General features: G+C 68.9%; 26 protein-coding genes, 1 tRNA gene and 1 pseudogene. 17 read left to right on the top strand and 11 right to left on the bottom strand.

Features of this window, described 5'->3' with window-relative positions; translation table 11 throughout:
* Window positions 1-126, bottom strand: a pseudogene (locus KBY97_RS06870) (photosystem II D2 protein (photosystem q(a) protein)); the annotation flags it as partial.
* 201 nt (window positions 127-327) lie between these two features.
* Here KBY97_RS06870 and KBY97_RS06865 point away from each other — a divergent pair.
* The 4 genes from KBY97_RS06865 (at window position 328) to KBY97_RS06850 (ending at window position 2,353) form a co-directional block, all read left to right on the top strand.
* Complete coding sequence (locus KBY97_RS06865) at window positions 328-594, top strand: hypothetical protein (protein ID WP_255145942.1); 267 nt, start codon at window positions 328-330, stop codon at window positions 592-594.
* Window positions 591-1,331 carry an ABC transporter ATP-binding protein gene (locus KBY97_RS06860; RefSeq protein ID WP_255145941.1) on the top strand — a complete coding sequence of 247 codons (741 nt, stop codon included), beginning with the start codon at window positions 591-593 and terminating at the stop codon, window positions 1,329-1,331. Before KBY97_RS06865 ends, KBY97_RS06860 begins: the two co-directional genes overlap by 4 nt.
* Before the next feature lie 16 nt (window positions 1,332-1,347).
* Window positions 1,348-1,419: transfer RNA gene (locus KBY97_RS06855), tRNA-Asn, on the top strand.
* Between the two features lie 145 nt (window positions 1,420-1,564).
* A complete protein-coding gene (locus KBY97_RS06850) occupies window positions 1,565-2,353 on the top strand; it encodes a response regulator transcription factor (protein ID WP_255145940.1) in 789 nt (262 codons plus the stop codon).
* A gap of 15 nt (window positions 2,354-2,368) precedes the next feature.
* Here KBY97_RS06850 and KBY97_RS06845 read toward each other — a convergent pair whose 3' ends face one another.
* From KBY97_RS06845 to KBY97_RS06835, 3 genes are read right to left on the bottom strand one after another with little or no spacing between them, the layout of a single operon-like run.
* Window positions 2,369-3,325 (bottom strand): DNA polymerase III subunit delta', encoded by a 957-nt coding sequence (locus KBY97_RS06845; RefSeq protein WP_255145939.1) that lies wholly within the window; start codon window positions 3,323-3,325, stop codon window positions 2,369-2,371.
* A complete protein-coding gene (gene tmk / locus KBY97_RS06840) occupies window positions 3,318-3,992 on the bottom strand; it encodes a dTMP kinase (protein ID WP_255145938.1) in 675 nt (224 codons plus the stop codon). The genes KBY97_RS06845 and tmk overlap by 8 nt, the downstream gene beginning before the upstream one ends.
* Window positions 3,979-6,465 carry a heavy metal translocating P-type ATPase gene (locus tag KBY97_RS06835; protein ID WP_399217418.1) on the bottom strand — a complete coding sequence of 829 codons (2,487 nt, stop codon included), beginning with the start codon at window positions 6,463-6,465 and terminating at the stop codon, window positions 3,979-3,981. Before KBY97_RS06835 ends, tmk begins: the two co-directional genes overlap by 14 nt.
* 93 nt (window positions 6,466-6,558) lie before the next feature.
* On the opposite strand from KBY97_RS06835, the gene KBY97_RS06830 reads away from it, so the two are divergent.
* Complete coding sequence (locus KBY97_RS06830; RefSeq protein ID WP_255145937.1) at window positions 6,559-7,080, top strand: photosystem I assembly protein Ycf3; 522 nt, start codon at window positions 6,559-6,561, stop codon at window positions 7,078-7,080.
* Window positions 7,081-7,184: 104 nt separating this feature from the next.
* On the opposite strand, the gene radA is transcribed toward KBY97_RS06830, so the two are convergent.
* Window positions 7,185-8,633 carry a DNA repair protein RadA gene (gene radA / locus KBY97_RS06825; RefSeq protein WP_255145936.1) on the bottom strand — a complete coding sequence of 483 codons (1,449 nt, stop codon included), beginning with the start codon at window positions 8,631-8,633 and terminating at the stop codon, window positions 7,185-7,187.
* Window positions 8,634-8,725: 92 nt separating this feature from the next.
* On the opposite strand from radA, the gene rpaB reads away from it, so the two are divergent.
* From rpaB to KBY97_RS06800, 5 genes are all read left to right on the top strand, one after another.
* Window positions 8,726-9,472 (top strand): response regulator transcription factor RpaB, encoded by a 747-nt coding sequence (gene rpaB, locus KBY97_RS06820; protein WP_255145935.1) that lies wholly within the window; start codon window positions 8,726-8,728, stop codon window positions 9,470-9,472.
* Window positions 9,453-10,826, top strand: a complete 1,374-nt coding sequence (gene plsX, locus KBY97_RS06815) for a phosphate acyltransferase PlsX (protein ID WP_255145934.1) — start codon at window positions 9,453-9,455, stop codon at window positions 10,824-10,826. Before rpaB ends, plsX begins: the two co-directional genes overlap by 20 nt.
* A 51-nt stretch (window positions 10,827-10,877) precedes the next feature.
* Complete coding sequence (locus KBY97_RS06810; RefSeq protein ID WP_255145962.1) at window positions 10,878-11,870, top strand: beta-ketoacyl-ACP synthase III; 993 nt, start codon at window positions 10,878-10,880, stop codon at window positions 11,868-11,870.
* A 75-nt stretch (window positions 11,871-11,945) separates the two neighbouring features.
* Entirely contained in the window at window positions 11,946-12,845 is a 900-nt protein-coding gene (gene fabD / locus KBY97_RS06805; protein WP_255145933.1) for an ACP S-malonyltransferase, read from the top strand.
* Window positions 12,842-13,567 carry a 1-acyl-sn-glycerol-3-phosphate acyltransferase gene (locus tag KBY97_RS06800; RefSeq protein ID WP_255145932.1) on the top strand — a complete coding sequence of 242 codons (726 nt, stop codon included), beginning with the start codon at window positions 12,842-12,844 and terminating at the stop codon, window positions 13,565-13,567. The genes fabD and KBY97_RS06800 overlap by 4 nt, the downstream gene beginning before the upstream one ends.
* Here KBY97_RS06800 and KBY97_RS06795 read toward each other — a convergent pair.
* The 3 genes from KBY97_RS06795 to KBY97_RS06785 are packed head-to-tail and all read right to left on the bottom strand — an operon-like array spanning window position 13,509 to window position 14,961.
* Entirely contained in the window at window positions 13,509-14,072 is a 564-nt protein-coding gene (locus KBY97_RS06795; RefSeq protein WP_399217416.1) for a YdcF family protein, read from the bottom strand. The two genes, KBY97_RS06800 and KBY97_RS06795, sit on opposite strands and share 59 nt — an antisense overlap.
* Window positions 14,069-14,713, bottom strand: a complete 645-nt coding sequence (gene tsaB / locus KBY97_RS06790) for a tRNA (adenosine(37)-N6)-threonylcarbamoyltransferase complex dimerization subunit type 1 TsaB (protein ID WP_255145931.1) — start codon at window positions 14,711-14,713, stop codon at window positions 14,069-14,071. Before tsaB ends, KBY97_RS06795 begins: the two co-directional genes overlap by 4 nt.
* The gene (locus tag KBY97_RS06785; protein WP_255145930.1) at window positions 14,710-14,961 is read right to left on the bottom strand and encodes a Ycf34 family protein; all 252 of its coding nucleotides are present in this window, start codon (window positions 14,959-14,961) and stop codon (window positions 14,710-14,712) included. Before KBY97_RS06785 ends, tsaB begins: the two co-directional genes overlap by 4 nt.
* Between KBY97_RS06785 and KBY97_RS06780 the strand changes: the two genes are divergently transcribed.
* The 3 genes from KBY97_RS06780 to KBY97_RS06770 all read left to right on the top strand — a co-directional run bounded on the left by KBY97_RS06780 (window position 14,960) and on the right by KBY97_RS06770 (window position 17,938).
* Window positions 14,960-16,273, top strand: a complete 1,314-nt coding sequence (locus tag KBY97_RS06780; protein ID WP_255145929.1) for a CCA tRNA nucleotidyltransferase — start codon at window positions 14,960-14,962, stop codon at window positions 16,271-16,273. The two genes, KBY97_RS06785 and KBY97_RS06780, sit on opposite strands and share 2 nt — an antisense overlap.
* 190 nt (window positions 16,274-16,463) lie before the next feature.
* Window positions 16,464-16,898 (top strand): RNA-binding protein, encoded by a 435-nt coding sequence (locus KBY97_RS06775; protein WP_255145928.1) that lies wholly within the window; start codon window positions 16,464-16,466, stop codon window positions 16,896-16,898.
* A gap of 38 nt (window positions 16,899-16,936) precedes the next feature.
* Window positions 16,937-17,938, top strand: a complete 1,002-nt coding sequence (locus tag KBY97_RS06770) for an alpha/beta fold hydrolase (RefSeq protein WP_261356343.1) — start codon at window positions 16,937-16,939, stop codon at window positions 17,936-17,938.
* On the opposite strand, the gene KBY97_RS06765 is transcribed toward KBY97_RS06770, so the two are convergent.
* Together KBY97_RS06765 and pds are read right to left on the bottom strand one after the other, a co-directional pair.
* Window positions 17,914-18,855: a phytoene synthase gene (locus KBY97_RS06765; protein ID WP_255145927.1), complete on the bottom strand. Its 942-nt coding sequence runs from the start codon at window positions 18,853-18,855 to the stop codon at window positions 17,914-17,916. The two genes, KBY97_RS06770 and KBY97_RS06765, sit on opposite strands and share 25 nt — an antisense overlap.
* The gene (gene pds / locus KBY97_RS06760; protein ID WP_255145926.1) at window positions 18,852-20,252 is read right to left on the bottom strand and encodes a 15-cis-phytoene desaturase; all 1,401 of its coding nucleotides are present in this window, start codon (window positions 20,250-20,252) and stop codon (window positions 18,852-18,854) included. Before pds ends, KBY97_RS06765 begins: the two co-directional genes overlap by 4 nt.
* Before the next feature lie 137 nt (window positions 20,253-20,389).
* Here pds and KBY97_RS06755 point away from each other — a divergent pair, with 137 nt between their 5' ends.
* Window positions 20,390-20,740 carry an NAD(P)H-quinone oxidoreductase subunit M gene (locus KBY97_RS06755; RefSeq protein ID WP_255145925.1) on the top strand — a complete coding sequence of 117 codons (351 nt, stop codon included), beginning with the start codon at window positions 20,390-20,392 and terminating at the stop codon, window positions 20,738-20,740.
* Window positions 20,737-21,489: a DUF3172 domain-containing protein gene (locus tag KBY97_RS06750; protein WP_255145924.1), complete on the top strand. Its 753-nt coding sequence runs from the start codon at window positions 20,737-20,739 to the stop codon at window positions 21,487-21,489. The genes KBY97_RS06755 and KBY97_RS06750 overlap by 4 nt, the downstream gene beginning before the upstream one ends.
* A 52-nt stretch (window positions 21,490-21,541) precedes the next feature.
* Here the strand turns inward: KBY97_RS06750 and KBY97_RS06745 are convergent, their stop codons facing one another.
* Entirely contained in the window at window positions 21,542-22,540 is a 999-nt protein-coding gene (locus KBY97_RS06745) for a LysR family transcriptional regulator (protein WP_255145923.1), read from the bottom strand.
* A gap of 151 nt (window positions 22,541-22,691) precedes the next feature.
* On the opposite strand from KBY97_RS06745, the gene KBY97_RS06740 reads away from it, so the two are divergent.
* The gene (locus KBY97_RS06740) at window positions 22,692-23,393 is read left to right on the top strand and encodes an NnrU family protein (RefSeq protein WP_255145959.1); all 702 of its coding nucleotides are present in this window, start codon (window positions 22,692-22,694) and stop codon (window positions 23,391-23,393) included.
* Window positions 23,394-23,465: 72 nt separating this feature from the next.
* On the top strand, window positions 23,466-25,472 hold the full coding sequence (locus KBY97_RS06735; RefSeq protein WP_255145922.1) for an NAD(P)H-quinone oxidoreductase subunit 5: 2,007 nt from the start codon (window positions 23,466-23,468) through the stop codon (window positions 25,470-25,472).
* The last annotated feature ends 72 nt before the right edge of the window (window positions 25,473-25,544 follow it).

Here is a 25,544-nt window from a genome sequence, read left to right as displayed (position 1 = left end):
GTAGGCGGTGGGGAACAGCAGCAGACCGGACCAACCGACAAAAACGAAACGGTCGCGCTTGAGCCAGTCATCGAGGACGTCGAACCATCCCCGAGCCGAAGGCGCGCGCCCTACAGCAATCGTCATGATGAAGAGGCTTCATGAAGCTTTACAAGGGTACTGTACGCAAATCGGCTGGTGGTCGGGGCCCCCGCTGCCCCTGACCAGGGGCAATGAGTACTTGCACTCACTGGCTCACACCAGACTCGGGCCTGACGGCCACCCCGACCCTCTGAGCCGCAGCGCCGCGCCATTCGCCAGAGTGGCGGCTGCCCTCACCGAACTGCCGTGTACGTCGTCGAGCTCTCGCTCAAGCTCAGCCCCATGCCCGTCTCGGTCCAGCGCAAGGAGCTGGCAGACGCCCAGGCCCTTTACGGCCAGATCATGGCGATCCTCGAGAGCGGCCACCCGCGCGTGCTCGAACTCAGCTGCGAGAAAGCCGAGGAGAAACGGGTCAGCCTGCTGAGCAGTGAACTGGTGGCCGTTCAGCTCTACGAACGGTCGGCCGCCGGTGGCACCGGCACCAAACGTCCTGGCTTCAGCGTTGACAGTTGACCAGCTCGCCACCAGGCCACAGCCGCACCGGTTTCTCCGCCCCTGATCCTCCCCTGGTGGTGGAGGGCCTGGGGTTTCGCTGGCCCAACGGCAGCCTTGCCCTTGACCACATCAACCTCGAGGTGCCCCGGCCCGGGCTGTGGATGCTCGTGGGTGGCAACGGCAGCGGCAAAAGCACCCTGCTGCGGCTGATCGCCGGGCTGCTCGATCCGCAGCGGGGGCGGATTCACCGCCAGCGCACACCGGCCCTGGTGTTTCAGAACCCCGACCACCAGCTGCTGCTGCCCAGCTGCGGCACCGATCTCCAGCTCTCCCTGGCGGAAGGGCTGAGCCGCGAAGAGCGGCGGCGCCGGGTGGCCGAAGCCCTGGCCCAGGTGGGCCTGAGCGGCCTTGAAGGGCGCCCGATCCACACCCTCAGCGGCGGCCAGAAACAGCGGGTGGCGATCGCCGGTGCCCTCGCCAGCGGCGCCGACCTGCTGCTGCTCGACGAGCCCACCGCCCTGCTCGATCCGATCAGCCAGACGGAGGTGCTGGAGCTGATCCATCGCCTCTGCCACCGGCAGGAGCATCCCCTGACCGCCCTCTGGATCACCCACCGGCTCGAGGAACTCGAACGCTGCGATGGGGCTGTGCTGATGGAAAGCGGCCGCATGGGCAGCTGGCAAGACGGGCCGGCGCTGTGCCGGCGCCTGCGCAGCAGGGTCTCCCCCTTGCCTGGCGGCGCAACCGAGGGGTAGGTTCGACGGGTTGCCATCCTCGGTAGCTCAGCGGTAGAGCGGTCGGCTGTTAACCGATTGGTCGCAGGTTCGAATCCTGCCCGGGGAGTTTCTGATTGCCTCTCCGCAGGCGGCCTCCAGGTGGTTCACCGCCCGATGGCGCGGTTGCTGGGATCGTGTCCCATACTTCTTCCACAAGCTGCTCATACGGCCTGTTCGAATCCAACGGATTGCCGCTGTCACCCGCGCCGCCTATGAAGCCCTGCATCCTGCTGATCGAAGACGACAGGGACATGCGTGAGCTGGTGGCCGGCCATCTGATGCACGGCGGTTTCCAGGTGGAATGCGCCGAAGACGGCATCAAGGGGCAGGCCTTGGCGCTGCAGGCCCATCCCGATCTGATCCTGCTCGACCTGATGCTGCCGAAGGTGGATGGCCTCACCCTCTGCCAGCGCCTGCGCCGCGATGAACGCACCGCCGGCATTCCGATCATGATGATCACGGCGCTCGGCGGCACCAAAGATAAAGTGAGTGGCTTCAACTCCGGCGCCGACGACTACCTCACCAAGCCCTTCGATCTCGAAGAACTGCTCGTGCGGGTGAAAGCGCTGCTGCGGCGCATCGATCGCGCCCCGCTCGCCGGCAAACACAACGAGATTCTCAACTTCGGACCGCTCACTCTGGTACCGGAGCGGTTCGAGGCCATCTGGTTCGATGAAGCCGTGCGGCTCACCCACCTCGAGTTTGAACTGCTCCACTGCCTGCTGCAACGCCACGGTCAGACCGTGGCGCCCTCACTCATCCTCAAGGAAGTGTGGGGCTACGAGCCCGACGACGACATCGAGACCATCCGGGTACACGTGCGCCACCTGCGCACCAAGCTGGAGCCCGAGCCCCGCAAACCCCGCTTCATCAAAACGGTGTACGGAGCCGGCTATTGCCTGGAATTGCCCACCGGGCCCCAGCTGGAACAGCAGGAGGGGCTGGTGCGGGAACTCCGGCAGCACGCGCGGGAGCCGGTGCGCTCGCTCGAATCCGCCTGATCCTGCCGGCGTCATTCAGTGCTGAGGCGCCAGCTCCAGCAGTGCCACCTCCCAGGCCAGCCGCGGTTGCACAGCGCCCTGCAACTGGCGCCTGAGCCGCTCGATGCGCTGCTGATCGGATAGGCAGAGATCGCGGCGCCAGCTCTGCAGCTGCCACCAATCCAGCAACCACAACTGAAGATCGAGATCGAGTGCTTCGGTGAGCTCGCGGGCCAGGGTCAGCGCCTCCAGGGGTTGGCCCGGCCGTTCCAGCAGCCGCTCCGCCAGCCCTGGCGGCAAGGCCTGCCACTGCTCCCGGTGGTGCAACAAGGCACCCGGCGAGCCGGCCGCCAGCGCGATCAGACCGCCGGCCTCTGGCCCATCAGCCACGGGTTGGAGATCCGCCTGGCGGTGCAGCACCGCCTGCAGGGAGGGCGGATCCAGCCGGCCGAACACGATCTGCTGGCAGCGGGAGCGAATCGTGCTCAGCAGGCGCTCCGGCGCACTGGTCAGCAGCACGAGCAGCCCATTCCCAGGCTCTTCAAGGGTTTTGAGCAGGGCATTGGCCGCCCCCTCCGCCATCATTTCCACCGCCTCAATCACCACCAGGCAGTGCTCACCCTCCAACGGCCGGCGGGCGAGGAAGCGGCTGATCGCCCGCACCTGCTCCAGCCGCAGCTGGGGCAGCGACCGCTTCGCCACCCCCTGCGCGATCGCCTCTGAGCGGGGAATCAGCTGGCCCTGGTGCTGGTAGGTGGGCTCCACCCAGAGCAGGTCAGGGTGGTTGCCCTCCTCCAGCCGGCGCCGCAACGGAGCCGATCCAGCAAGGCCGGCCAGGATGCCCTCGAGGAAGCGCAGAGCCCCGAGGCGCCGCCCCACTCCGTCCGGCCCGCTGAACAGGTAGGCCGGTGCCAGCCGCTGCCGTTGCAGGGAAGCAGCGAGCAGGGCCACGGCCTGGGGCTGGCCGATCAGGTCGGCAAACAGATCAGCCATCGCCGCCACCGGCAGCGGCGAAGCGGCTCTGCAGCAGCGCTGCAATCGCTTCCGCCACCCGCTCAGGCGCAGCGGCAGCCTCCACCCGGGCCCAGCCCCGCTGCGCCGCCAGCTGGGCGAAACCGCCGGCCACCCGCTCCAGGAACGGCAGTCCAGCCGCCTCGATCCGATCGGCAGGCCGGTGCCCGCGGCGCTCCAGCGAGAGCGGCAGGGGCAGATCCAGCCAGAGGGTGAGGTCGGCCGTCAGGCCGGCGGTGGCGATGGCCTCGAGCTCGCCGATCAAGGCCAGATCCAGGCCACGGCCATAGCCCTGATAGGCGGCCGTGGAGCCCGCGAAGCGGTCGCTGATCACCCAGTGGCCCGCCGCCAGGGCGGGCGCGATGCGGGTCTCCACGTGCTGGGCGCGATCGGCCGCGTACAGCAGCAGTTCCGCCGTGGGACAGGGGCTGGCCGCCTCCGGCGGGTGCAGCAGCAGCTGGCGCAGCGCCTGGCCCAGCGGCGTCCCTCCAGGCTCACGGCACAGCACCAGCTCCGCCCCCGGCGCCAGCAGCCCGCTGGTGGGCAGCCAGGCCTGCAGGCGCGCGAGCTGGGTGGTCTTGCCACAGCCATCGATGCCCTCCAGCACCAGGAAGCGCCCCCTGGGGCGATCGGGGTCAGGCCGGACCATGCAGCAGCAGCGCGTTCACCACCACGGTGATCGAGCTCATCGCCATCAGCAGTGCCGCCAGCGGCGGGGAGAGCAGCACACCGAAGCCTGGCAGCAGGGCGCCGGCAGCGATCGGCAGCACCACAAGGTTGTAGCCGAAGGCCCAGAAGAGGTTCTGGCGCACCTTGGCCAGGGTGCGCCGCGCCAATTGCAGCGCCAGCACCAGCGAGGACAACCGGTCGCCGAGGATCACCAGATCGGCGGTGTCCTGGGCGATCTGGGTGCCGGTGCCCACGGCGATGCCGAGATCGGCCGCCGCCAGAGCGGGCGCATCGTTGATGCCATCGCCCACCATCGCCACCGGCCCCTGCTGCCGCCAGCGCACGATGTGGTCGAGCTTCTGCTCAGGGCGCAGCTCCCAGGCAAGGGCGTCGTCCGGCAGGCCCAGCCGCTCGCCCAGCCGCCGCACGGCTGGCTGCCGGTCGCCGCTGAGCACGCCGAGGCTCAGCCCCATGGCGGCCAGCTCCTGCACGGTGGCGGCCGCATCACCCCGCGGCTGGTCGTGCACCGCCACCAGACCGAGCAAGCGGCCGCCAACCGCCACCGCCAGCACCGAGGCGCCGTCGGCTTCCAGCGCGCTGAGCCGCTGACGGAGCGGGCCGTCGAGGCCCACCCCCCGCTGCTCCAGCCAGTCGAGGCGGCCCACCCGGCAGGGGCCGCTCACCCCCTCCAGGTCGCCCTCCACACCGGCTCCGGCGAAGGTGGCGCAGGAGCCCACTGGCCACAGGTCCAGCTGGCGGCGCTCCGCCTCCTGCTGCAGGGCATGGGCCAGCGGGTGGCGGGTCTGCTGCTCCAGGCTGGCCGCCACCTTGATCAGGGCGTCGGCATCGACCGCCTCGCCCGCCAGTTGGTGGGCGGGATCGCTGGGGGACAGTGCGATCGCCACCACCAATGGACGACCGAGGGTGAGCGTGCCGGTCTTGTCGAACAGCACTGCTTGCAGGCGCGCGGCGGTCTCGATCGCATCGCCGCCTCGGAACAGCACACCCGCGCGGGCCGCCAGGCCTGAGCCGACCGTGATCGCCGTGGGGGTGGCCAGGCCCAGCGCGCAGGGGCAGGCCACCACCAGCACGGAAATCGCCAGCTGCAGGGCCAGGCCGAACGGGGTCTCGGCGGCGGTCCCCGCCAGCCCGTGGCCAGGCCCATGGAGGCCGTGCCCGCCAAGGGCATGGGCCGCCGCGGCCCCATGGCCCAGCTGCGGGGCCACCGTCAGCAGGTCTGGCCAGAGGCGGGTGCCCCATAGCCACCAGAACAGGAAGGTGGCCAGGGCCAGCACCAACACCAGCACGGTGAAACGGCCGGCCACTCTGTCGACGAGGCGCTGAATCGGCGCCTTGCGGGCCTGGGCCTGCTCCACCAGCGCAATGATCCGGGCCAGGGCCGTTGCCGCGCCGGCCCTGGTCACCTCCAGCACAAGCGGCGCCTGCAGGTTGAGCATGCCGGCCGCCAGCTCACTGCCCGGGCGGGCCTCCAGCGGCAGGGGTTCGCCGGTGAGGCTCGACACATCCACCGCCGAGCAACCCTCCAGCACCACCCCATCCACCGGCACCCGATCGCCCGGCAGCAGTTGCAGCCGATCGGCAGCCCGCAGCCCCCCCACCCGCACCTCGCGCGGGGGGCCATCACCTACCAGCAGCAACGCTGTTTCGGGTTGGAGCTGGGCCAATTGCTCCAGCGCCCGACCGGTGCGGAAGCGGGCCCGTTCCTCCAGGAAGCGGCCCAGCAGCACGAAGCCGAGCAGCATCACCGGCTCATTGAAAAAACAGGGCCAGCCCGCCGCCGGCCAGAGCAGGGCCGCCAGACTGGCCAGGTAGGCACTGCCCATGCCCAGGCCCACCAATGTGTCCATGCTGGGCATGCGGTGCCAGGCGCTCAGGGCGCCGCGCACCAGGATCGAACGCCCCGGCAGCGCCAGGGCCAGGGTGGCCACAAGGGCGTGGAACCAGAGGGCGGCCAGCAAGCCCCCGAGCGGGGAGGCCAGCAGCGGTGCCGGCAGGCTGCCCGCCTCCGCCAGATGGCCCAGCACCGACACCACCAGCAGCGCCAGCGCCACGATCAGCTGGCGCCACTCGAGCCACCAGCGGTGGCGCTGGGCCAACTCGGCCGCCGTCGGCGCCGGCAACGACTGATCCCGCAGGCGCGCCGCAAAGCCGAGGCCCTCCAGGCTGGCCAGCAAGGCCGCCACCTGGGCGTCGAGGCTCGGCTGCGCAGCCTCCACGGGAGCGGCCAGCCCCACCCAGGCGGTGTGGGTGAGAAGGTTCACGCTTGCCTGGTGCACACCGGGCACGGCCAGCAGGCGTTTCTCCACGGCACGCACGCAGCCCCCGCACTTCATGCCATCCACCTCAAGCAGCACCGGGACCAGGGCCTGGGGAGGCGGAGGAACCGGAAGGGGCGTGGCGACGGGACTGGGGGAAACCTGAACCACGGGCATCGGCAGATGGGTTTCAGGCTAGGGATGGCCTCTGGCAGAAGCCGCCTCGCCGCGCAGGCGTCAGGATGGGGCCACAAAATTCAGACGGCTCCCGTGCCCCGCAGCCAACGCAACGACAACTTCATCGACAAGAGCTTCACGGTCATGGCAGACCTGATCCTCAAGGTGATTCCCACCAACCGGCGGGCAAAGGAAGCCTTCGCGTACTACCGCGACGGCATGAGCGCCCAGGGCGATGGGGAATATGCCGAAGCGCTGGAAAACTATGAAGAAGCGCTGAAGCTGGAGGACGACCCCAACGACAAGGCCTTCATCCTTTACAACATGGCGCTGGTGTTCGCCAGCAACGGCGATCACCAGAAGGCACTGGAGTTCTACGAGCAGGCGCTGGATCTCAACCAGCACATGCCGCAGGCCCTCAACAACATCGCGGTGATTCACCACCATCTCGGCTCACTGGCGGAAGAACGGGGCGACACCGATGAGTCGGACCGCTGCTTCTCCCGCGCCGCTGACTACTGGGCCAAGGCGATTCGCATGGCGCCGAACAACTACATCGAAGCCCAGAACTGGCTCAAGACCAGCGGACGCGGCAACGTCGACGTCTATTTCTGAGCCTCGTGGGGCCGCTCGGTGCCACCTGGGCACAGCCTTGTCCGGGCTAGGTGCGGCCTGGCCTGGGCAGGGTTGACCCGCCGGGGTTGATCAGCCAGCCGGATTCAGTCGGCTGCAGGGTCAAACCCCAGTCCGGCCACCAGGGCCTCCGCCACGGTGCCGGCCTCCAACAGCTGCAGATCAAGCCCTGCTGCAATCGCCCCGAGGCCACTGCCCCGCGGCACCACCGCCCGGCGGAACCCCAGCCGCGCCGCCTCCTGGAGGCGCAGCTCCAGCTGACCCACCGGCCGCAGCTGCCCCCCCAGCCCCAGCTCCCCCACCAGCACCGTGCCGGCCGGCAGGGTGAGATCGCGGTAGCTGGCCACCACCGCCGCGGCCACGCCCAGATCGGCCGCCGGCTCCTCCACGTCGAGGCCACCGGCCACCGCCAGGTAGCAATCGAAGCGTGAGAGCGGCAACCCCATGTGCTTTTCGAGCACCGCCAGGATCTGGTGCAGCCGGTTGATGCCGATGCCGGTGGCCGTGCGGCGCGGGCTGGCGTAGCTGGTGGTGCTCACCAGCGCCTGCAGCTCCACCACCAGGGAGCGGGTGCCTTCGCAGGCCACGATCGTGGCCGTGCCGGCGGCGGGTCCGTCATGGCCGAGGAACAACTCGCTGGGATTGGTGACTTCCGCCAGCCCGCGGTCGCGCATCTCAAACAGGCCCAGCTCGTGGGTGGCGCCGAAGCGGTTCTTGACCGCCCGCAGCAGCCGGTGGCTGGCGAAGCGGTCGCCCTCGAAGGTGAGCACCGCATCCACAAGGTGTTCGAGCACCTTGGGCCCCGCCAGCATTCCCTCCTTGGTGACGTGACCCACCAGCAGCAGGGCCGTGTCCTGGCGCTTGGCCAGCCGTTGCAGGGCGCCGGCGCATTCACGCACCTGGGCGACCGAGCCGGGCGCACTGCTTAGCTGATCGTCGTGCAGGGCCTGGATGCTGTCGATGATCGCCACCGCCGGCCGCAGCGCCTCAAGCTCCTGCAGCACCAGTTCGAGATCGGTTTCGGCCAGCAGCTGCAGCCCAGCGCCCACCGGCTCGGCCCCACCTGGCGGGGCGAGCCGGCTCCAGCGCAGGCGCACCTGCTGCGCCGATTCCTCGGCGCTCACATAGAGCACCGAGGTGGTGGCGGCCAGTGCCTGGGCGCTCTGCAGCAGCAGGGTGGATTTGCCGATGCCGGGATCGCCCCCCACCAGCACCAGCGCCCCGGGCACCAGCCCGCCGCCCAGCACCCGATCGAACTCGGCGAAGCCGCTGGCCAACCGCTGGAGCGGGCGCTCCACCGACGTCAGGATGGATTCCGAGCGCCGGGGACGGCCGGGCACCGGAGCCGCCTTCTCGCCCGTGCCGGTTCGGGCAGGCGCGCCCTCAGGGGCGGCGCGGCGGCGGCGGCCATCCGCGGCAGGGCCGCTCTGCTCCACCAGGGTGTTCCAGCCCCCACAGCCGTGGCAGCGGCCAAAGAACTGGCGGGTCTGGGCTCCGCAGGCCTGGCAGATGAACGTCGGTGCGGATCGAGCCACGGTGGTGTGTGAAGAATGGTGGCGTTGGGTGAATTTGCTGCCCCTCTGGCCAGTTCAGTGGTCAGGACTTGTGTACCCGGGCCGGCTCAACCATGACGGCTTCCTCCTCCGCCAAGGAAACCATCCTGGTCGTTGACGACGAGGCCAGTATCCGCAGGATTCTCGAAACCCGCCTCACGATGATCGGCTACGACGTCGTCACCGCCTGTGACGGCGTGGAAGCGCTCGAAGCCTTCCGCCACTCCAACCCGGATCTGGTGGTGCTCGACGTCATGATGCCCAAGCTCGACGGCTACGGCGTCTGCCAGGAGCTCCGCAAGGAATCCGATGTGCCGATCGTGATGCTCACCGCCCTGGGCGATGTGGCCGACCGCATCACCGGCCTGGAGCTCGGCGCCGACGATTACGTGGTGAAGCCCTTCAGCCCGAAGGAGCTGGAGGCCCGCATCCGCTGCGTGCTGCGCCGGGTGGAGAAGGAGCAGGTGGTGGGCATCCCCAACTCCGGGGTGATCCAGGTCAACGAGCTGCGCATCGACACCAACAAGCGCCAGGTGTACCGGGGCGAAGAGCGCATCCGCCTCACCGGCATGGAGTTCAGCCTGCTGGAGCTGCTGGTCAGCCGTTCGGGCGAGCCCTTCAGCCGCGGCGAGATCCTCAAGGAGGTCTGGGGCTATACCCCCGAGCGTCACGTGGATACCCGGGTGGTGGATGTCCACATTTCGCGGCTGCGTTCCAAACTGGAAGATGATCCAGCCAACCCCGAGCTGATCCTCACCGCACGGGGTACGGGTTACCTGTTCCAGCGCATCGTGGAAGCCGTTGCCTCCGAAGGACTCTGATTCAGAACTGAGACAACGCCGCCCCAAACCCAGCCGGGCGATGCGCCGGCTGGTGGTCTGGTATCGCCGCAATGCGACGGTCACAAGCCTGGTGGACACGGCCACTTCCTCAGCCAGCACCGCCGCTTCCGCCGCTTCCGCCGCCGCCTCGGTGGCCGGCTCCATGGCCTCCGCCGCCGGTTCGGTGGCGTCTTCCGCCGGCACCATGGCGGGATCGGTGGCCGGCACGGTGCTGCAGCCGCTGATGAGCTATCCCCGCCGCCGACTGCAGGCTGGTGGCGATGGGTCCGGTCCGATCCGCGACCGTGACCGCATCTGGATGGCGGTCGACGGCATGGGGGGGGATCACGCCCCCGGCCCGATCCTGGAAGGCTGCCTGGCGGCCGTGCGCTGCCTGCCGGTGAAGATCCGCTTCGTGGCCGAAGCCGCGGCGGTGCAGCAGGCTGCGGCCGCCCTGAACCTGGAAGACGGCCTGCGCGAGAGCCTGCAGGCCGGACTGCTGCAGCTCGTGGCCAGCGGCCCTTCGGTGGGCATGGACGAGGAGGCCACGGTGGTGCGCCGCAAGCGCGACGCCAGCATCAACATGGCCATGGATCTGGTCAAAAGCGGTGAGGCTGCGGCGGTGTATTCCGCCGGCAACTCCGGTGCCGTGATGGCCTCGGCGATCTTCCGGCTCAGCCGCCTCAAGGGCATCGACCGCCCCGCCATCGGCGCTCTCTTCCCCACCAAGGATCCGGGCCGACAGGTGCTGGTGCTCGATGTGGGCGCCAACATGGACTGCAAGGCGGTGTACCTGCAGCAGTTCGCCCTGCTGGGCAGCATCTACAGCCGCGACGTGCTTGGCATCCCCCAGCCCCGCATCGGTCTTCTCAACATCGGCGAGGAAGCCTGCAAGGGCAATGAGCTCACCCTCAAGGCCTACGCCCTGCTCGCCGCCGAGAAACGGCTGCGCTTCGCCGGCAACTGCGAAGGCCGCGATGTCCTCTCCGGCCGCTTCGATGTGGTGGTCTGCGACGGCTACACCGGCAACGTGCTGCTCAAGTTTCTGGAATCGGTGGGCAGCGTGCTGCTCGACGTGCTGCGGGCGGAGCTGCCCCGGGGCAGGCGCGGCAAGGTGGGCTCGGCCTTCCTGCGCAGCAATCTGGTACGGATCAAGAAACGCCTTGACCATGCCGAGCACGGCGGCGCCCTGCTGCTCGGCGTCAATGGGGTCTGCGTGATCGGCCATGGCAGCAGCAAAGCGCTGTCGGTGGTCAGCGCGCTGCGGCTGGCGCACCTGGCCGCCAGCCATGGGGTGATGGACGATCTGCACAAGCTCAGCAGCGAGGAGAGGTCCGTTCCTGCCTGTGGTTGACTGAGCCGAACCGTGGGTGAGTCGGTGGCGCTTGGCCGGATGGGCGCAGGCATGGCGCTGGTGGGATGCGGCAGCTCGCTCCCCGCTCTGATCGTCAGCAATGACGCGCTGAGCCAGCGCGTCGACACCAACGACGAATGGATCCGCAGCCGCACCGGCATCGCGGCGCGCCGGGTGGCCGGGCCCACGGAAACGGTCACTTCGATGGCCACCGCCGCGGCCCGCTCCGCCCTCGCTCACGCCGGCTGGTCGGCGGATTCAGTGGATCTGATCCTGCTGGCCACCTCCAGCCCAGACGACCTGTTCGGCACCGCCCCGCGGGTGCAGGCGGGCCTGGGGGCCACCAACGCCGTGGCCTTCGATCTCACGGCCGCCTGCAGCGGCTTTCTCTTCGCCCTGATCACCGCAGCGCAGTACATCCGCGCCGGCAGTGCGCGCAAGGTGCTGGTGATCGGGGCCGACCAGCTCAGCCGCTGGGTCGACTGGGACGACCGGCGCACCTGCGTGCTGTTCGGCGACGCCGCCGCCGCCGTCGCCGTGGAAGCCTGCGACGGCGAGCGCGATGGCCTGCTGGGCTTCCGCATGCGCTCTGACGGCCGGCGGGCCGCCTGCCTGACGCTGGCGCAACGGGAGGAGCGCCAAGTGCTGCTCGACGGCCACACGGCCCAGCGCGGCGGCTTCGCGCCGATCCACATGAACGGCCAGGAGGTCTACAAGTTCGCTGTCAAGGAAGTGCCGGCGGTGCTGCAGGAGCTGCTGGCGGCCACCGGCACCGCCGCTGCCGAGCTCGACTGGCTGTTGCTCCACCAGGCCAACCAGCGCATCCTCGATGCGGTGGCCCAGCGTTTCGCCATCCCCAACGCGCGGGTGCTGAGCAACCTGGCGGCCTACGGAAACACCTCTGCCGCCACAATCCCGCTGATGCTCGATGAGGCGGTGCGTGATGGCCGCATCCAGCCCGGCCATCTGATCGCCAGCAGTGGCTTCGGTGCCGGGCTGAGCTGGGGGGCAGCCCTGCTCCGCTGGAGCGGCCCCGCCCTCTGAGCAGAACCAGCCTGGGGGCGGCCTGGGTGGCGCAAGGCGTCGCCGTAATCTCGGCTGCGGTTCAAGGTGAACAGGATGGGCATTGCCTGGGTGTTTCCCGGCCAGGGATCGCAGAAGCTGGGAATGGTGGGGGATCTGCTCGAACTGCCTGGGGCGCGCGCGCGATTTTCCGCCGCCTCGGAGCTGCTGGGCAGGGATCTGCTGGCGATCTGCGCCGGTGAACCGCTCAGGGATCCCCAGGCGCCCGCCGACCTGAACGACACCCGCAACAGCCAGCTGGCCCTGTTCGTGCTCGAAAGCCTGCTGGTGGATGCCCTCAAGGAGATGGGCCGCAGCGCCCACCTGGTGGCCGGCCACAGCCTCGGGGAGCTGGTGGCGCTCTACGCCGCCGGTGTCTTCGACCTTGAGGCGGGCCTGGCCCTGATGCGGCAGCGCAGTGAACTGATGGCCACTGCCGGTGGCGGCTCGATGACCGCCGTGATCGGCTTCGACCGGGCGGAACTGGACGAGCGCATCGCTGCCAGCGAAGGGGTGGTGATCGCCAACGACAACAGCGCCTCCCAGGTGGTGCTCTCCGGCAGCTCTGAGGCGGTGCAGGCCCTGTGCCAGAGCATCAGCTGCAAGCGGGCAATCCCCCTGGCCGTGTCAGGGGCCTTCCATTCCCCTTTCATGGCCGAGGCCGCCGCCGCCTTCCGTCACCTGCTGGAGCAGGTACCGTTCGCCCATGCGGCGATTCCAGTGCTGAGCAACACCGATCCCACGCCAGCCACCGATGGCGCCCTGCTCAAGGAGCGCCTGAGCGAGCAGATGGTCACAGGGGTGCGCTGGCGCGAAACCATGGATCAGTTCCCGCGGCTGGCGATCGACACCGTGGTGGAGATCGGCCCAGGCAACGTGCTGAGCGGCCTGCTGCGCCGGGCAGTCCCCGACCTCACCACCGCCCAGATCGGCGCGGCGGCGGACCTGGCGCTTTGAGCGAATCCGTGGCGCTGGCCCCCTCCGATCCGCTGGCGCTGCTGACCCCCCGCCCCAGCCTCACCTACCGGGTGATCAGCTATCTGCTGGTGTTTCCGCTCTACCGGATCCTGTTCCGCGGGCGCACCAACGGCAATCGCAACGTGCCCACGGAGGGGGCCCTGGTGGTGGTGGCCAACCACGGCTCCCACTTCGACCCGCCGCTGCTGGGCCACGCCCTGGGCCGCCCGGTGGCCTTCATGGCGAAGGCGGAGCTGTTCCGGGTTCCCCTGCTGGGCCCGATCATCCGCGCTTGCGGGGCCTACCCGGTGCAGCGGGGCGCCAGCGATCGCGAAGCCATTCGGGTTGCCACGGCACGGCTGGCCCAGGGGTGGGCCACCGGCGTGTTTATTGATGGCACCCGCCAGCAGAACGGCCGCGTGAACCAGCCCCAGGCAGGCGCGGCCCTGCTGGCGGCACGGGCCGGGGTGCCGCTGTTGCCGGTGGCGATCGTCAACAGCCACCGGGCCATGGGGGTAGGCCGCAGCTGGCCGCGCCTGGTGCCGATCCATATCCGCATCGGCCAGCCGATTCCGCCACCCGCCTCGCGCCGCCGCGAAGACCTGCTGGCCACCACCCAGGCCTGCCAGGACCAGATCAATGCCTTGCTGAACGAGGGCCTGATCAGTCCCGGCCCTGAGCGAGCCGCGCTTGCGCCCAGTTCTTCAGATCCCGCCCGCTGAGCACCCAGACCACCGCCCGCAGACCATCGCCCCAGCGCTTGGGCAGGCTCTCAGGGAAGCAGTGGTCCCCACAGGGCACCGCCACGGGCGTCAGCTGGATGCCGCGGCTGCCGGCCACCACCCGGCCCACCAGCAGCGCCCGGTCCATGTGATCGCTGCTGGTGACCAGCAGCACGTGGCGAATGCCGCTGCGGCGCAGATCATCCACCACGGTGGTGAAGTTGGTGAGCGTGTCGTGGGCGCGGTAATCCAGCCGGTATTGCTGCTGCCGCAGGCCTTCCTGGTCGAACAGCCAGCGGGCGTATTCCGGGTTGCTGCCGCCGCTCACCACCACCGGCAGGCTGTACTGGGCCGCCAACCGCCCTGCCGCCTTCTCGCGCTTCACATCGCCTCCCAGCACGAGGATGAGCTGGGGGGGCGAGGCCGCCGCCGGCGCCAGCAGGGAGCGCCCCAGCCAGAGGGAGCCCGCCGCCAGCAGCGTCAGCAGCAGCAGGCGGCGCTTCAACCCTCCGCCCCCACAGGACTGGTGGGGTAAAGCGGCAGCACGGTGGCCCAGGGCGCCGGCCCGCCGGCCGCCGCTGCCGCCTGGCTGAAGGCGAGCAACTGGGCCACATCGGCGCCGGCCTCCACCACCGCCGGCAGCTGCGGGCCAGGAGGCACGGCAGCGGCGGCGGCAAACAGGCGCGGCGGCTGGCGCTCCACCACCCCCCCGGGAGCGTGGGCATCAAGCGCGTAAGCCCCCGCCACCACACCTCGGCGTGGCAGCTCCTGCAGCAGCCAGAACGGATCAGCGGTCGTCAGCGGCTCCCCGGCCTGCCACAGGCGCCTCGCCACCAGCAGGAAACTGCTGACACCATCAAGGGGAAGGGCCAGCTGCTGGGCCAACGTGCGGGCCAGCACCACGGTGAGCCGGGTGCCGGTGAAGCCACCGGGCCCGGTGGCCACCGCCAACCGTGCCAGCTGCGGCCAGCTGGAGGCCGGCAGCACCTCCTCCACGCAGGCGAGCAGATCGTTGGAGAGCCGGCGGCCCAATGGGAAAGTGCGGATCAAGGGCGGCGCCTCCGGCTCCAGCAGCGACTGCAGCGCCACCCCCAGCACCTCGCTGCTGCTGTGCAGGGCCAGCCTCCATGCAGGAACTCCTGTCACCGCGGTACCGCCGCCAGGGGGCGCAGCCGTTGCCAACGGCCGGGCTCGGCCGTGAAGCTGGCGCAGGAACGCACATCCCATTCAACGCCCACGCGGTTCTCCGGCAGGTCCAGCACCTGCACGTGGATGCGCGGTTCGATCGGGCGGAAGTCGGGGGCAGCGGCAAGGTGCTCCACACCGTGCTGGCGCTCCACCGCGTGATAGGCCTGGCAGCGGTCCACCCAGTGGCAATCCACGCAGATGCACATGCCTGAGTGGTCTCCGAATCCCCCCATTCTGGCGGGCCAGGCCAGCGGGCCTGCGGATCTGGCCGCCGCCACGGCTCTGCTGCGCAGCCGCCTGGCGATGGAACGCTGGCCGGTGCCGGCGGCGGCCTTCCCGGCAGGCACCGCCCTGGTGGGTGGCGCCGTGCGCGATGGCCTGCTCGGGCGGCTGGGGGAGCGGCCCGACCTGGATCTGGTGGTGCCAGTGGAGGCCATCGCCCTGGGCGAGCGGCTGAGCCGGGAGCACGGTGGGCGCTGCGTGGTGCTGGATCGGGAGCGCTCGATCGCCCGGCTGGTGATCCGCGGCTGGAGCGTGGATCTGGCCCGCCAGGCCGGGGCGGATCTGGCCACCGATCTGCTGCGCCGTGATTTCCGCCTCAATGCCCTGGCCCTGCCCCTGCCGGCGGGCAGCGAGCTGCTCGACCCGAGCGGCGGCCTGGCCGACCTGGCGGCGGGGCTGATCCGGGCCGTGAGCGAGCAGAACCTGCTGGACGATCCGCTGCGACTGCTGCGGGGCGAGCGGCTGGCTGCGGAGTTGGGATTCCGCCTCGACGCCACCAGCGAAGCCTGGATCCGGCGCCATCACCGCCGGATCGATCAGGTGGCACCGGAGCGCGTGCGGGTGGAGCTGGAGAAGCTGGCGGCGTGCGCAGGCGGAGGCGAGGGGTTGGCCCGGGTGCAGGCGACCGGCCTGCTGGACGCCTGGTGCCGGCCGGCGCCGGTTGGCGAGGGAGCCGCCACCGCCGTCAAGGCAGCAGGCGGAGCAGCGCTGAGGCAGATCACCCCGGCCGCGGCCGAAGCCCGGGGTCTGAGCGAAGACGAAGCGCTCGCGGCCCTGCCCCTGGCGCGCCTGGCCACGCTGCTCGATGCCGCCAGCTGGGGGCGGCTGCATGCCAGCCGCGCGCTGCAGCGGCGCTGCGGGCAGCTGCGCAGTTGGCGGGCGCAGCTGCAGGGGGCAGGCGGGACCGGGGATCCCGCCAAGCCCTTCGCCACGGAACGGGAGCAGGTGCACTTTCACCGCGAAGTGGACCACGACCTGCCCGCCCTGCTGCTCATGCTGCCGCTGCCGTTTGCGCGGGCATGGCTGCCGCGCTGGCGCGAGCCGGGTGACCCGCTCTTTCACCCGAGGCCGCCGCTCGACGGCAAGGAACTGCAGCAGCGGCTGGGACTGGCCCCGTCACGGCGGCTGGGCGAACTGCTCGCCCACCTGACGATCGAGCGCGCCTTCGGCCGCCTGAAGAGCAGCGAGGAGGCCCTGGTGGAAGCGCGCCGCTGGCTGAAAGGACCCGCGCCGTGATTGACTGCTCGGTGTACAGGCATCTTCCATCGCTTCATCGAAGCCCGAACGGCAACGGTTGACGTTCAATTCCTGAACTTCAGAAACACCTCCCCGATCGCTCTTTGGCGCCTCCTGCGCTGCCCTGCGTTTCGCCGGTGCGTTCACCCGATGGCGCAGGCCGCCACCTCCCTTTCTCCCCCCTCCTCCCATGAGTGTCCGTCTTTACGTCGGCAATCTGCCGCAGACTTTCGATGCCGCCGAGCTCGATGCTCTGTTCACTTCCATCGGCGAGGGCGTGCGCTTCAAAACCGTTCAAGACCGGGAAACGGGTGCCTGCCGCGGTTTCGGTTTCGCCAATGTCGAGGATGAAAAGCTGGCCGACACCGTGATCGAGCAGCTCAACGGCCACGATTTCGGCGGCAACAGCCTGCGCATCGAGCGCTCCGAGCGTCGTGACAGCCGCCCCGGCACCGGCGACCGCCGGCCCGCCGCCGCCGGTGCCGCTCCTGTGGCGGCCCGTAAGGCCGTCAACAAAGTGGTCCACAGCGACACCATCACCGAAGGCGCCCCCGATCCCCGCTGGGCCGGTGAGCTCGCCAAACTGAAATCCCTGCTGGCCAACCAGACAGCCACCACGGTCTGAGCCAGCGCCCTGTGCCGCCGGTCGGCGGCGATGCTGCCTTGACCCACCCGCCGGCGTTCTCCACCAGCGTTCCTGCCTCGTCCAGCTGGACCTGGCGGGGGCACACCATTCGCTACCACTGCCTCGCCGGCCCCGAACCGGCGGACTTTCAACGTGTGGTGCTGATCCACGGTTTTGGCGCGAGCCTGGGCCACTGGCGCCACAACCTGCCGGTGATCGCCAGCCGCTTCTCTGCCTGCGCCATCGACCTGCTCGGCTTCGGCGGCAGCGACAAACCCCGCTCCCGCCTGGCCGATGAAGCCGAACAGCCTGGAGCGGTGCGCTACTGCTTCGATCTATGGGCGGAGCAGGTGGCGGATTTCGTGCAGCAGGTGGCCCTGCAGCACGCCCCCTCCGCCCGCGTGCATCTGGTCGGCAACTCCATCGGTGGCGTGGTGGCCTTGCGGGCGGCCCAGCTGCTGGTGGCCCGCGGCGTTCCGCTCGTCCAGGTGATCCTGATCGACTGCGCCCAGCGCACTCTCGACGAAAAGCGCGTGGCGGACCTGCCGCAGCTGGAACGCTGGAGCCGGCCGCTGGTGAAACAACTGGTGCGTCAGCGCTGGCTGGTGGGCCCCCTGTTCCGCGCGCTGGCCCGGCCCGCCTTCATTCGTCAGGTGCTGGGGCGGGCCTACCCCAGCGGCGCCAACATCGACGACGCCCTTGTGGAGCTGCTGCACCGGCCCAGCACCGATGGGGGCGCTTCCGAGAGCTTCCGCGGCTTCGTCAACCTGTTCGACGACCACCTGGCCCCGGAGCTGCTTGCCGAACTGACCGTGCCGGTGCGGATGCTGTGGGGAGCGGAGGATCCCTGGGAAGCGCCGGCAGAGGCCGAACGCTGGGCGCGCAGCTTCGCCTGCGTGCAGGAGCTGAAGGTGCTGCCGGGGTTGGGGCACTGTCCCCACGACGAAGCTCCCGAGCGCGTCAATCCGATCCTGCTGGACTGGCTGCAGGCCGGGGCCGACGCGGCAGCAGGGGCTCAGCGGGCCTGGGAAATCACGTAGGAGAGCGGCAGGTCGAGCAGCTTGAAGGGCTTGGGAACGTAAGCCCGGTGGTTGAAGACGTCGTAGTTGAGCCGCTCAATCACCGTGAGAATGCCGCGGTAGAGGCGCAGCGAAGCCCAGACCGGCCAGCGGGCATCCGCCGCCAGCCAGCGCACGCCCGCCTCGGAACGGCCGAACCAGTAGCGGGCGCGCTGCAGCTGAAAGGCCATCAGGGCCCGCCAGTTTTCATTGAGCAGGCCCGCCATCAGATCCGCTTCCGAGTAATTGAAGCGCTGCAGGTCTTCCTGGGGCAGATAGATGCGGCCGCGGCTGCGGTCTTCGCCCACATCGCGCAGGATGTTAGTGAGCTGGTTGGCGATGCCCAGCGCCACCGCCGCCTCTGAAGTGTCGGGCCGTTCGCTCCAGGGGGCCGTGGTGTAAGCCGGATCGAGCCCCATCACTTCCTGGGTCATCAGGCCCACGGTGCCGGCCACCCGATAGCAATAGAGCTGCAGCTCATCAAAGCTGGCGTAGCGGTGGCAGACCAGATCCATGCGCTGCCCCTCGATCATGTCGAGGTAGGGCTGGAGCGGTTGGGGATAGCGCTGGAAGGTGTCGACCATGGCCAGATCGAGCGCATCGTGCACGTCGCCGGCGAACAGGCGACGGGTGCGGGCCTCCCAGCGATCGAGCCGCTCGGCGAGTTGCTCGGTGGGCAGCCGCTGCGCCTGGGGGCTGTCCATCAGCTCATCGGTGCGGCGGCACCACACGTAGATCGCCCAGATCGCCCGCCGCTTGGCGGGGGGCATCAGCAGCGTGCCGAGATAGAAGGTCTTGGCCCATTGGGCGGTTTCCTGGCGGCAGGCTTCGTAGGCGTGCTCCAGGTTCAGGCCAGAGCGCAGGGAAGCAGTGGTGGGTGTGGCGGCCAGCACGCTCACACCGCCACCGGCTGCGCCAGCGCGGACGCCTGCCGGCTGACCGCCTCAGCGCAGAGCTTGCCGCTCAACACCGCCCCCTCCATCGACGCCAGGTAACGCTGCATCGTGTAATCGCCCGCCAGGAAGAAGTTGGCGATCGGCGATTGCTGCGACGGCCGCAGCTGCTGGCAGCCCGGCACCGTCTTGTAGACGGAGAGAGGGGTTTTCACTACCCGGGCCTTGCGCAGCTTGGCCTGGTCGTCGCCGGTGAAGTGGTTGGGGAAGAGGCGGCGCAGCTCCTCGAGCGTGGCGGCCACGATGTCGTCGTCGCTGCGGCCAATCCACTCCGCCGCAGGGGCGAAGACCAACTCGAGCATGGAGCGCTCGGGATCGGCGTACTCGCGGCAGGTGTTGCTCATGTCGGCGTAAACGCTGAGCAGGTCCGAACGACTGAACAGAAGATGGTCGATGGCGGTGAGTTTTCGATCGAACCAGAGATGAATGTTGATCACCGGCACCCCCTTGAGCCCGTCGAGCTTCTGGAAGTAGGGCAGCTGGCGCCAGGGATCCGGCAGCAGCAGCTTGAGCGGATCCACCGGCAGGGCGCTCACGTAGGCATCCGCCTCCACCTCACGGCCTGGCTGGCCCTGGATGCCGCCGATCCGGAAGCCGCGCACGCTGCCATCGTCCGCCAAACGGATCTCGCGAAGGGGGCTGTCGAGGTGCACCTCGCCGCCGCGCTCCCGAATCGAGGCCACGATCGGCTCACAAAGGCGCTCGGGAGGGTTGCCGTCGAGGAAAGCCATCTTTGAGCCGTTCTTCTCCTGCAGGAAACGGTTGAGAGCCGTGAGGATCACCGTTGCGGAGATTTCGTCGGGGTTGATGAAGTTGAGCGCCTTGCTCATGGCGATGAACACCTCATCGTTGACCCGCTGCGGGATGTTGTGAATCTCCAGCCATTGCGACCATGAGTATTTGTCGCAATCCTCGACGTAGTCCTGGCCGCGGAGCATGGCGGGCACCAGGCCGAGCCCGAAGGCGATCTTCTCGGGCCAGGTGAGCATGTCGTTGTTGCCGAGGATGGCGGCGACACCGTTCAGGGGGGCGGGCAGGTCGGGAAAATCAAAACGGCTGTAGGTACCCGGCGCCTCTTTCTGGTTGAAGATCATCGCGTGATCCTTCCATTGCAAGCGATCCTCGATGCCCAGCTCAGCAAAGAGCTGCAGCATGTTCGGGTAGGCCCCGAAGAAGATGTGCAGGCCGGTTTCGTACCAGTCGCCGTCCTCGTCCTGCCAGGCCGCCACCTTGCCGCCGAGCACGCTGCGCCCCTCGAGCAGCACCGGAGTATGGCCGGCATCGCAGAGGTATTTGGCACAGGACAGGCCGGCGAGTCCTGCTCCGGCAATAGCGACGCGCATGCAAAGACGAAAACCAGCCGCCAACCTAAAAGGATGCCCCCTGCCAACGTCGGGCGCCGGTCAGGCTCGGGGGCCCTCGCCGCGCTGGCGGTTCCTAGAGTTCCGTTGGCCCATCTCCGCCCGTTCGCCTTCGTTCCATGGCCGACGACCTGCTGCTCAAGTCCACCACCCGTCATGTGCGGCTGTTCACGGCGCGGCTGGAGGAGGGCGAACTGGTGCCAGACCCGCACCAGCTGACCCTCGACCTCGACCCCGACAACGAGTTCCTGTGGGACACCACTGCGCTTGAGAAGGTGCAGCAGCGCTTCCGTGATCTGGTGGCCGGGTTCGCCGGCGCCGATCTCACCGAATACAACCTGCGCCGCATCGGTTCGGAACTGGAGGGCACGATCCGCCAGCTCCTGCAGGCCGGCGAACTCCGCTACAACCCGGACGCCCGGGTGCTCAACTACTCCATGGGCCTGCCCCGCAGTGCCGCTTCCGCATGACCCGCTCCCGTGATGGCGGCAGCGCCTTTCCCAATGGCAATGGAAGAGGCAGCCGCAGCCGCCCCAGCGCCGATTACGCCAGCTCCGCTGACGCCTACGACCGGCGCAGCTCCCGCTACGACGCCGCCCGTTACGACGACGATGAACGGGATCCGGGCGAACGATCCCGCTCCGCACGCCCCACACGCAACGGTGGGGGCGGCGGTGGCGGTGGCACGCCCCCCGGCGGCCCTGGCAAGCCCGGTGGGGGGCCGTTGGTGTTCAACGTGGCCACCATGGCCGTGCTGGCCGGGGTGCTGGTGATCGGCATCGGCATCGGCACGGCGCTCTCCAGCAACACCGCTGGCAGCCAGGGCAACATCGCCAGCAGCCAGCAACTCGATCTGGCCGTGCCCGACCCCGAGTTCTGCAAGCAGTGGGGCGCAAGCGCCTTCGTGATGGATGTGGAGCTCTACACCACCATGAACCCAAGCAGCAGCTTCGTGACCCAGCCCACCCTGCAGCCGGGTTGCGTGATCCGCCGCGAGAACTGGAGCGTGCTGCAGAAGGAGGGGGCCGTCACCTCCGAGCAGATGCGCCAGTGCAAGCAGCGCATGAACACCTTCGCCTACATCGGCTCGATCCGCGACAAACCGGTCGTCCGCTGCGTCTATCAGACCGACATCAGCGGCAACAAGTTCCAGACCCGGGGCATCGCCGGTGCCGCCGATGACGCCGTGGGCATCACCCCGGAAGGCGACCAGTTCTAAGGCTGAGTCCAAGGGCCCGCCTGCAGGAGCCTCCGGGCTCGTGCAGGCGGGCTCAAGGGGCAGGCTGAAGCACCGTGGTGGCGGCTTCGGCGGGCGGGCTGGTGCGGGGGGCCTGGCGCAAGGGGCTGTCGGGGCTGGCGAACACGGGCAGCACCTCGCGGCGGAAGGCTTCCGAAGCCCTGGAGCAATAGCGGGCCGGATGGGTGATCAGCTTCAGCTGGCGGCGCACCAGCAGGTCGGTCACGTTGGGGCGATGCAGGGATCCTGCCGCCAGCTCCCGCTCGATCGACACCACCGGCAGGAAGGCGGCACCCAAGCCCGACTGCACGGCGTTCTTGATCGCTTCGAAGGAATTGAGCTCCATCTCGATCTTGAGCCGCTGCACCTCAAGGCCGGAGCGGGCCAGCAGCTGGTCCACCATCTTGCGGGTGGTGGACTGGGCATCGAGGCAGACAAAGCCGAGCCGGTAGAGGTCGTCCTTGTGGAGCTCCGGCAGGCGGGCCAGGGGGTGGTTCACCGGCAGCACCAGGGCCAGTTCATCGCTGGCGTAGGGAATCACCTGGAGCAGGTCGTTGAGCTCGCCGGGCAGCTCACCGCCGATGATCGCCAGATCCACCTGGCCGTTCGCCACGCTCCAGCCGGTGCGCCTGGTGCTGTGCACCTGCAGCTGCACTGACACATCGGGATACTTCTGCCGGAACAGGCCGATCATGCGCGGCATCAGGTAGGTGCCGGTGGTCTGGCTGGCGCCCACGATCAAAGACCCACCCTTGAGGTTGTGCAGGTCGTCGAGGGCGCGGCAGGCCTCCTGGCACTGGCCCAGGATGCGGTCGCAGTAGCTGAGCAGCAGGTGGCCGGCCTCGGTGAGCTGGGCCTTGCGGCCGCCCCGGTCGAACAGGGAAACATCGAGCTGCTTCTCCAGGTTCTGGATCTGCAGGCTCACCGCCGGCTGGGTCACATAGAGGCTGTCGGCCGCCTTCTTGAAGCTGCCTTCGCTGGCGATGGCCCGCAGAATGCGCAGCTGATCGAGGGTGAACGGCAGATCAGCCATGGAACGACCCCGGGGCTGGACGCCGGCATGAACGGCGAACTTTAGGAGCAAACGCCGGACCCCCGGCAGCGCCGTGCTGCGGCGGGCGGAGCAGAATCACCGCTGCAGCGCCCGACCCGTGCTTTCCCCGCTCCACCACACCAGCCTGGTGATGTTTGCCCTGCTGGTGGCCTTCGCGGTGTTGCACAGCGGCGGGGCCGCCCTGCGCGTGTGGGGGGAACAGCGGATCGGGGCCCGGGCCTGGCGCCTGCTGTTCGCGGCCCTGAGCATTCCCGCCGCTGTGGTGGTGGTGGGCTATTTCCTCGCCCACCGCTACGACGGCGTGCGGCTCTGGACCCTTCAGGGCACCCCCGGCCTGATTCCGGTGATCTGGGTGGGTACAGCGATCAGCTTCTTCTTTCTTTACCCCGCCACCTACAACCTGCTGGAGATCCCGGCGGTGCTACAGCCGCAGGTGCGCCTCTATGAAACCGGCATCATCCGCATCAGCCGCCACCCCCAGGCGGTGGGCCAGATCCTCTGGTGCGCCACCCACCTGCTCTGGATCGGCAGCAGCTTCATGGTGGTTACCTGCGCCGGGCTGATCGCCCATCACCTGTTTGCGGTCTGGCATGGCGACCGGCGCCTGCGGGCCCGTTTCGGGGAGGCCTTCGAGCGGCTCAAAGCCCGCACCTCCGTGCTGCCTTTCGTGGCGGTGATCGACGGGCGCCAGACCCTGGAACTCACTGAATTCCTGCGGCCTTCCCAGCTGGGGATCGCCCTCGCCATCGGCCTGCTCTGGTGGAGCCACCGCACCATCGGGCTTGCCGCCAGCGCCTTCCTGGCCGGGCCCCTGGGGCGGGCGCTGGGCTGATCGCACACCCACACACAGGCCGGGCGGGCCCGGGAAGCTGCCTACACTCGCTGGGCCGCTATCTGGAGCTGGATGACATCGGCCGCTGAAATCGCCTGGTTGATTCCTGTTCTGCCCTTGGCGGGGGCGGCGCTCACCGGTCTCGGGCTGATCAGCTTCAACCGCACCGTCAACCGGCTGCGCAAGCCCGTTGCCCTGTTGCTGATCACGCTGGTGGGAGCAGCGGCTGTGCTGAGTTACACCGTGCTGGCCGAGCAGTTGGCCGGGGCCCCACCCACTGAAGTGCTCTTCAACTGGGCCAGCGCCGGCACCTTCAATCTGCAGATGGGCTTCCGGGTGGATGCCCTCGGCGCCGTGATGCTGTCGTTGGTCACCACCATCGCCCTGCTGGTGATGGTGTATTCCGATGGCTACATGGCCCACGACAAGGGCTATGTGCGCTTTTTCACCTATCTGGCCCTGTTCAGCAGTTCGATGTTGGGGCTGGTGATCAGCCCCAACCTGCTGGAGATCTACGTGTTCTGGGAGCTGGTGGGCATGTGCTCCTACCTGCTGGTGGGCTTCTGGTACGACCGAGAGGCCGCCGCCCATGCCGCCCAGAAGGCCTTCATCGTGAACCGGGTGGGCGACTTCGGCCTGTTGCTCGGCATCCTCGGCCTGTTCTGGGCCACCGGCAGTTTCGGCTTCGAGGAGATCGGTGCCGGCCTCACCGCCGCTGTGTCGGAAGGTTCGCTCTCCAACGGCGTGGCAGTGCTGCTGTGTCTGCTGGTGTTCATGGGCCCCATGGCCAAGTCGGCCCAGTTCCCGCTCCACGTATGGCTGCCCGATGCGATGGAGGGTCCTACCCCGATCTCGGCCCTGATTCATGCCGCCACGATGGTGGCCGCCGGGGTGTTCCTGGTGGCACGGCTTCAGCCCGTCTACGAACCCTTCCCGTTGGTGCAGGCGGTGATCGCCGTGATCGGCACCATCACCTGCTTCCTGGGGGCCTCGATCGCCCTCACCCAGATGGATCTCAAGAAGGGCCTCGCTTACAGCACCGTGTCGCAGCTGGGCTACATGATCCTGGCGATGGGTTGTGGGGCGCCCGAGGCGGGCATGTTCCACCTGGTCACCCATGCCTTCTTCAAGGCGATGCTCTTTCTCTGCTCCGGCTCGGTGATCCACGCCATGGAAGAGGTGGTGGGCCACGAACCGGTGCTCGCCCAGGACATGCGCCTGATGGGGGGGCTGCGCCGCTTCATGCCGGTCACCTCCACCACCTTCTTGATCGGCTGCGTGGCGATCAGCGGCATCCCGCCGCTGGCGGGCTTCTGGAGCAAGGACGAAATCCTAGGCCAGGCGTTCAACGCGTTCCCGCTGCTCTGGGCGGTGGGCTTCCTCACCGCCGGCATGACCGCCTTCTACATGTTCCGGCTCTACTTCCTGACTTTCGAGGGCAGCTTCCGCGGCGGTGACCTCAGCATCCGCGGCGCCCTGCTCCAGGCCGCCGGCAAGGCCCCTGAGAGCCACGAGGAGGGCCATGGCTCCCATGCCTCCCATCCCCACGAGTCGGGCTGGCAGATGGCTGCACCGCTGGCGGTGCTGGCGGTGCCCTCCGTGCTGGTCGGCCTGCTGGGCACGCCGTGGAACAGCCGCTTCGCCACCCTGCTCAATCCCAGCGAGGCCGCCGAGATGGCCGAGCACTTCAGCTGGGGCGAGTTCCTGCCTCTGGCAGGAGCTTCGGTGACGATCTCCGTGGTCGGGATCACCATCGCGGTGCTGGCCTACGCGCTGCACAAGCTGGATCTGGCCACCGCCGTGGCGGCCCGCTTCCCCACCATCAATGCTTTCCTGGTCAACAAGTGGTACCTCGATGCGATCAACGACAGGTTGTTCGTGAAAGGCAGCCGCAAACTGGCTCGCCAGGTGCTGGAGGTGGACGCCAAGGTGGTGGACGGTGTGGTGAACCTCACCGGCCTGCTGACCCTCGGCAGCGGCGAGGGCCTCAAGTACTTCGAAACCGGCCGCGCTCAGTTCTATGCGCTGATCGTGTTCGGCGGCGTGATCGCCCTGGTGCTTCTGTTCAGCAGCTTCTGAGCCCGGCTCCTCCCCTGCCGGCGGGCTCTGTGTGTCATCCCATATCTGGGAGGGCCCGGGCAGTTGAGCATT

It is taken from the genome of Synechococcus sp. ATX 2A4, assembly GCF_024346375.1.
In the GTDB taxonomy this organism is placed as follows: Bacteria; Cyanobacteriota; Cyanobacteriia; order PCC-6307; family Cyanobiaceae; genus MW101C3.
Note: the sequence above shows the minus strand (reverse complement) of the source record. Positions and strands in the feature narration are given on the sequence as shown.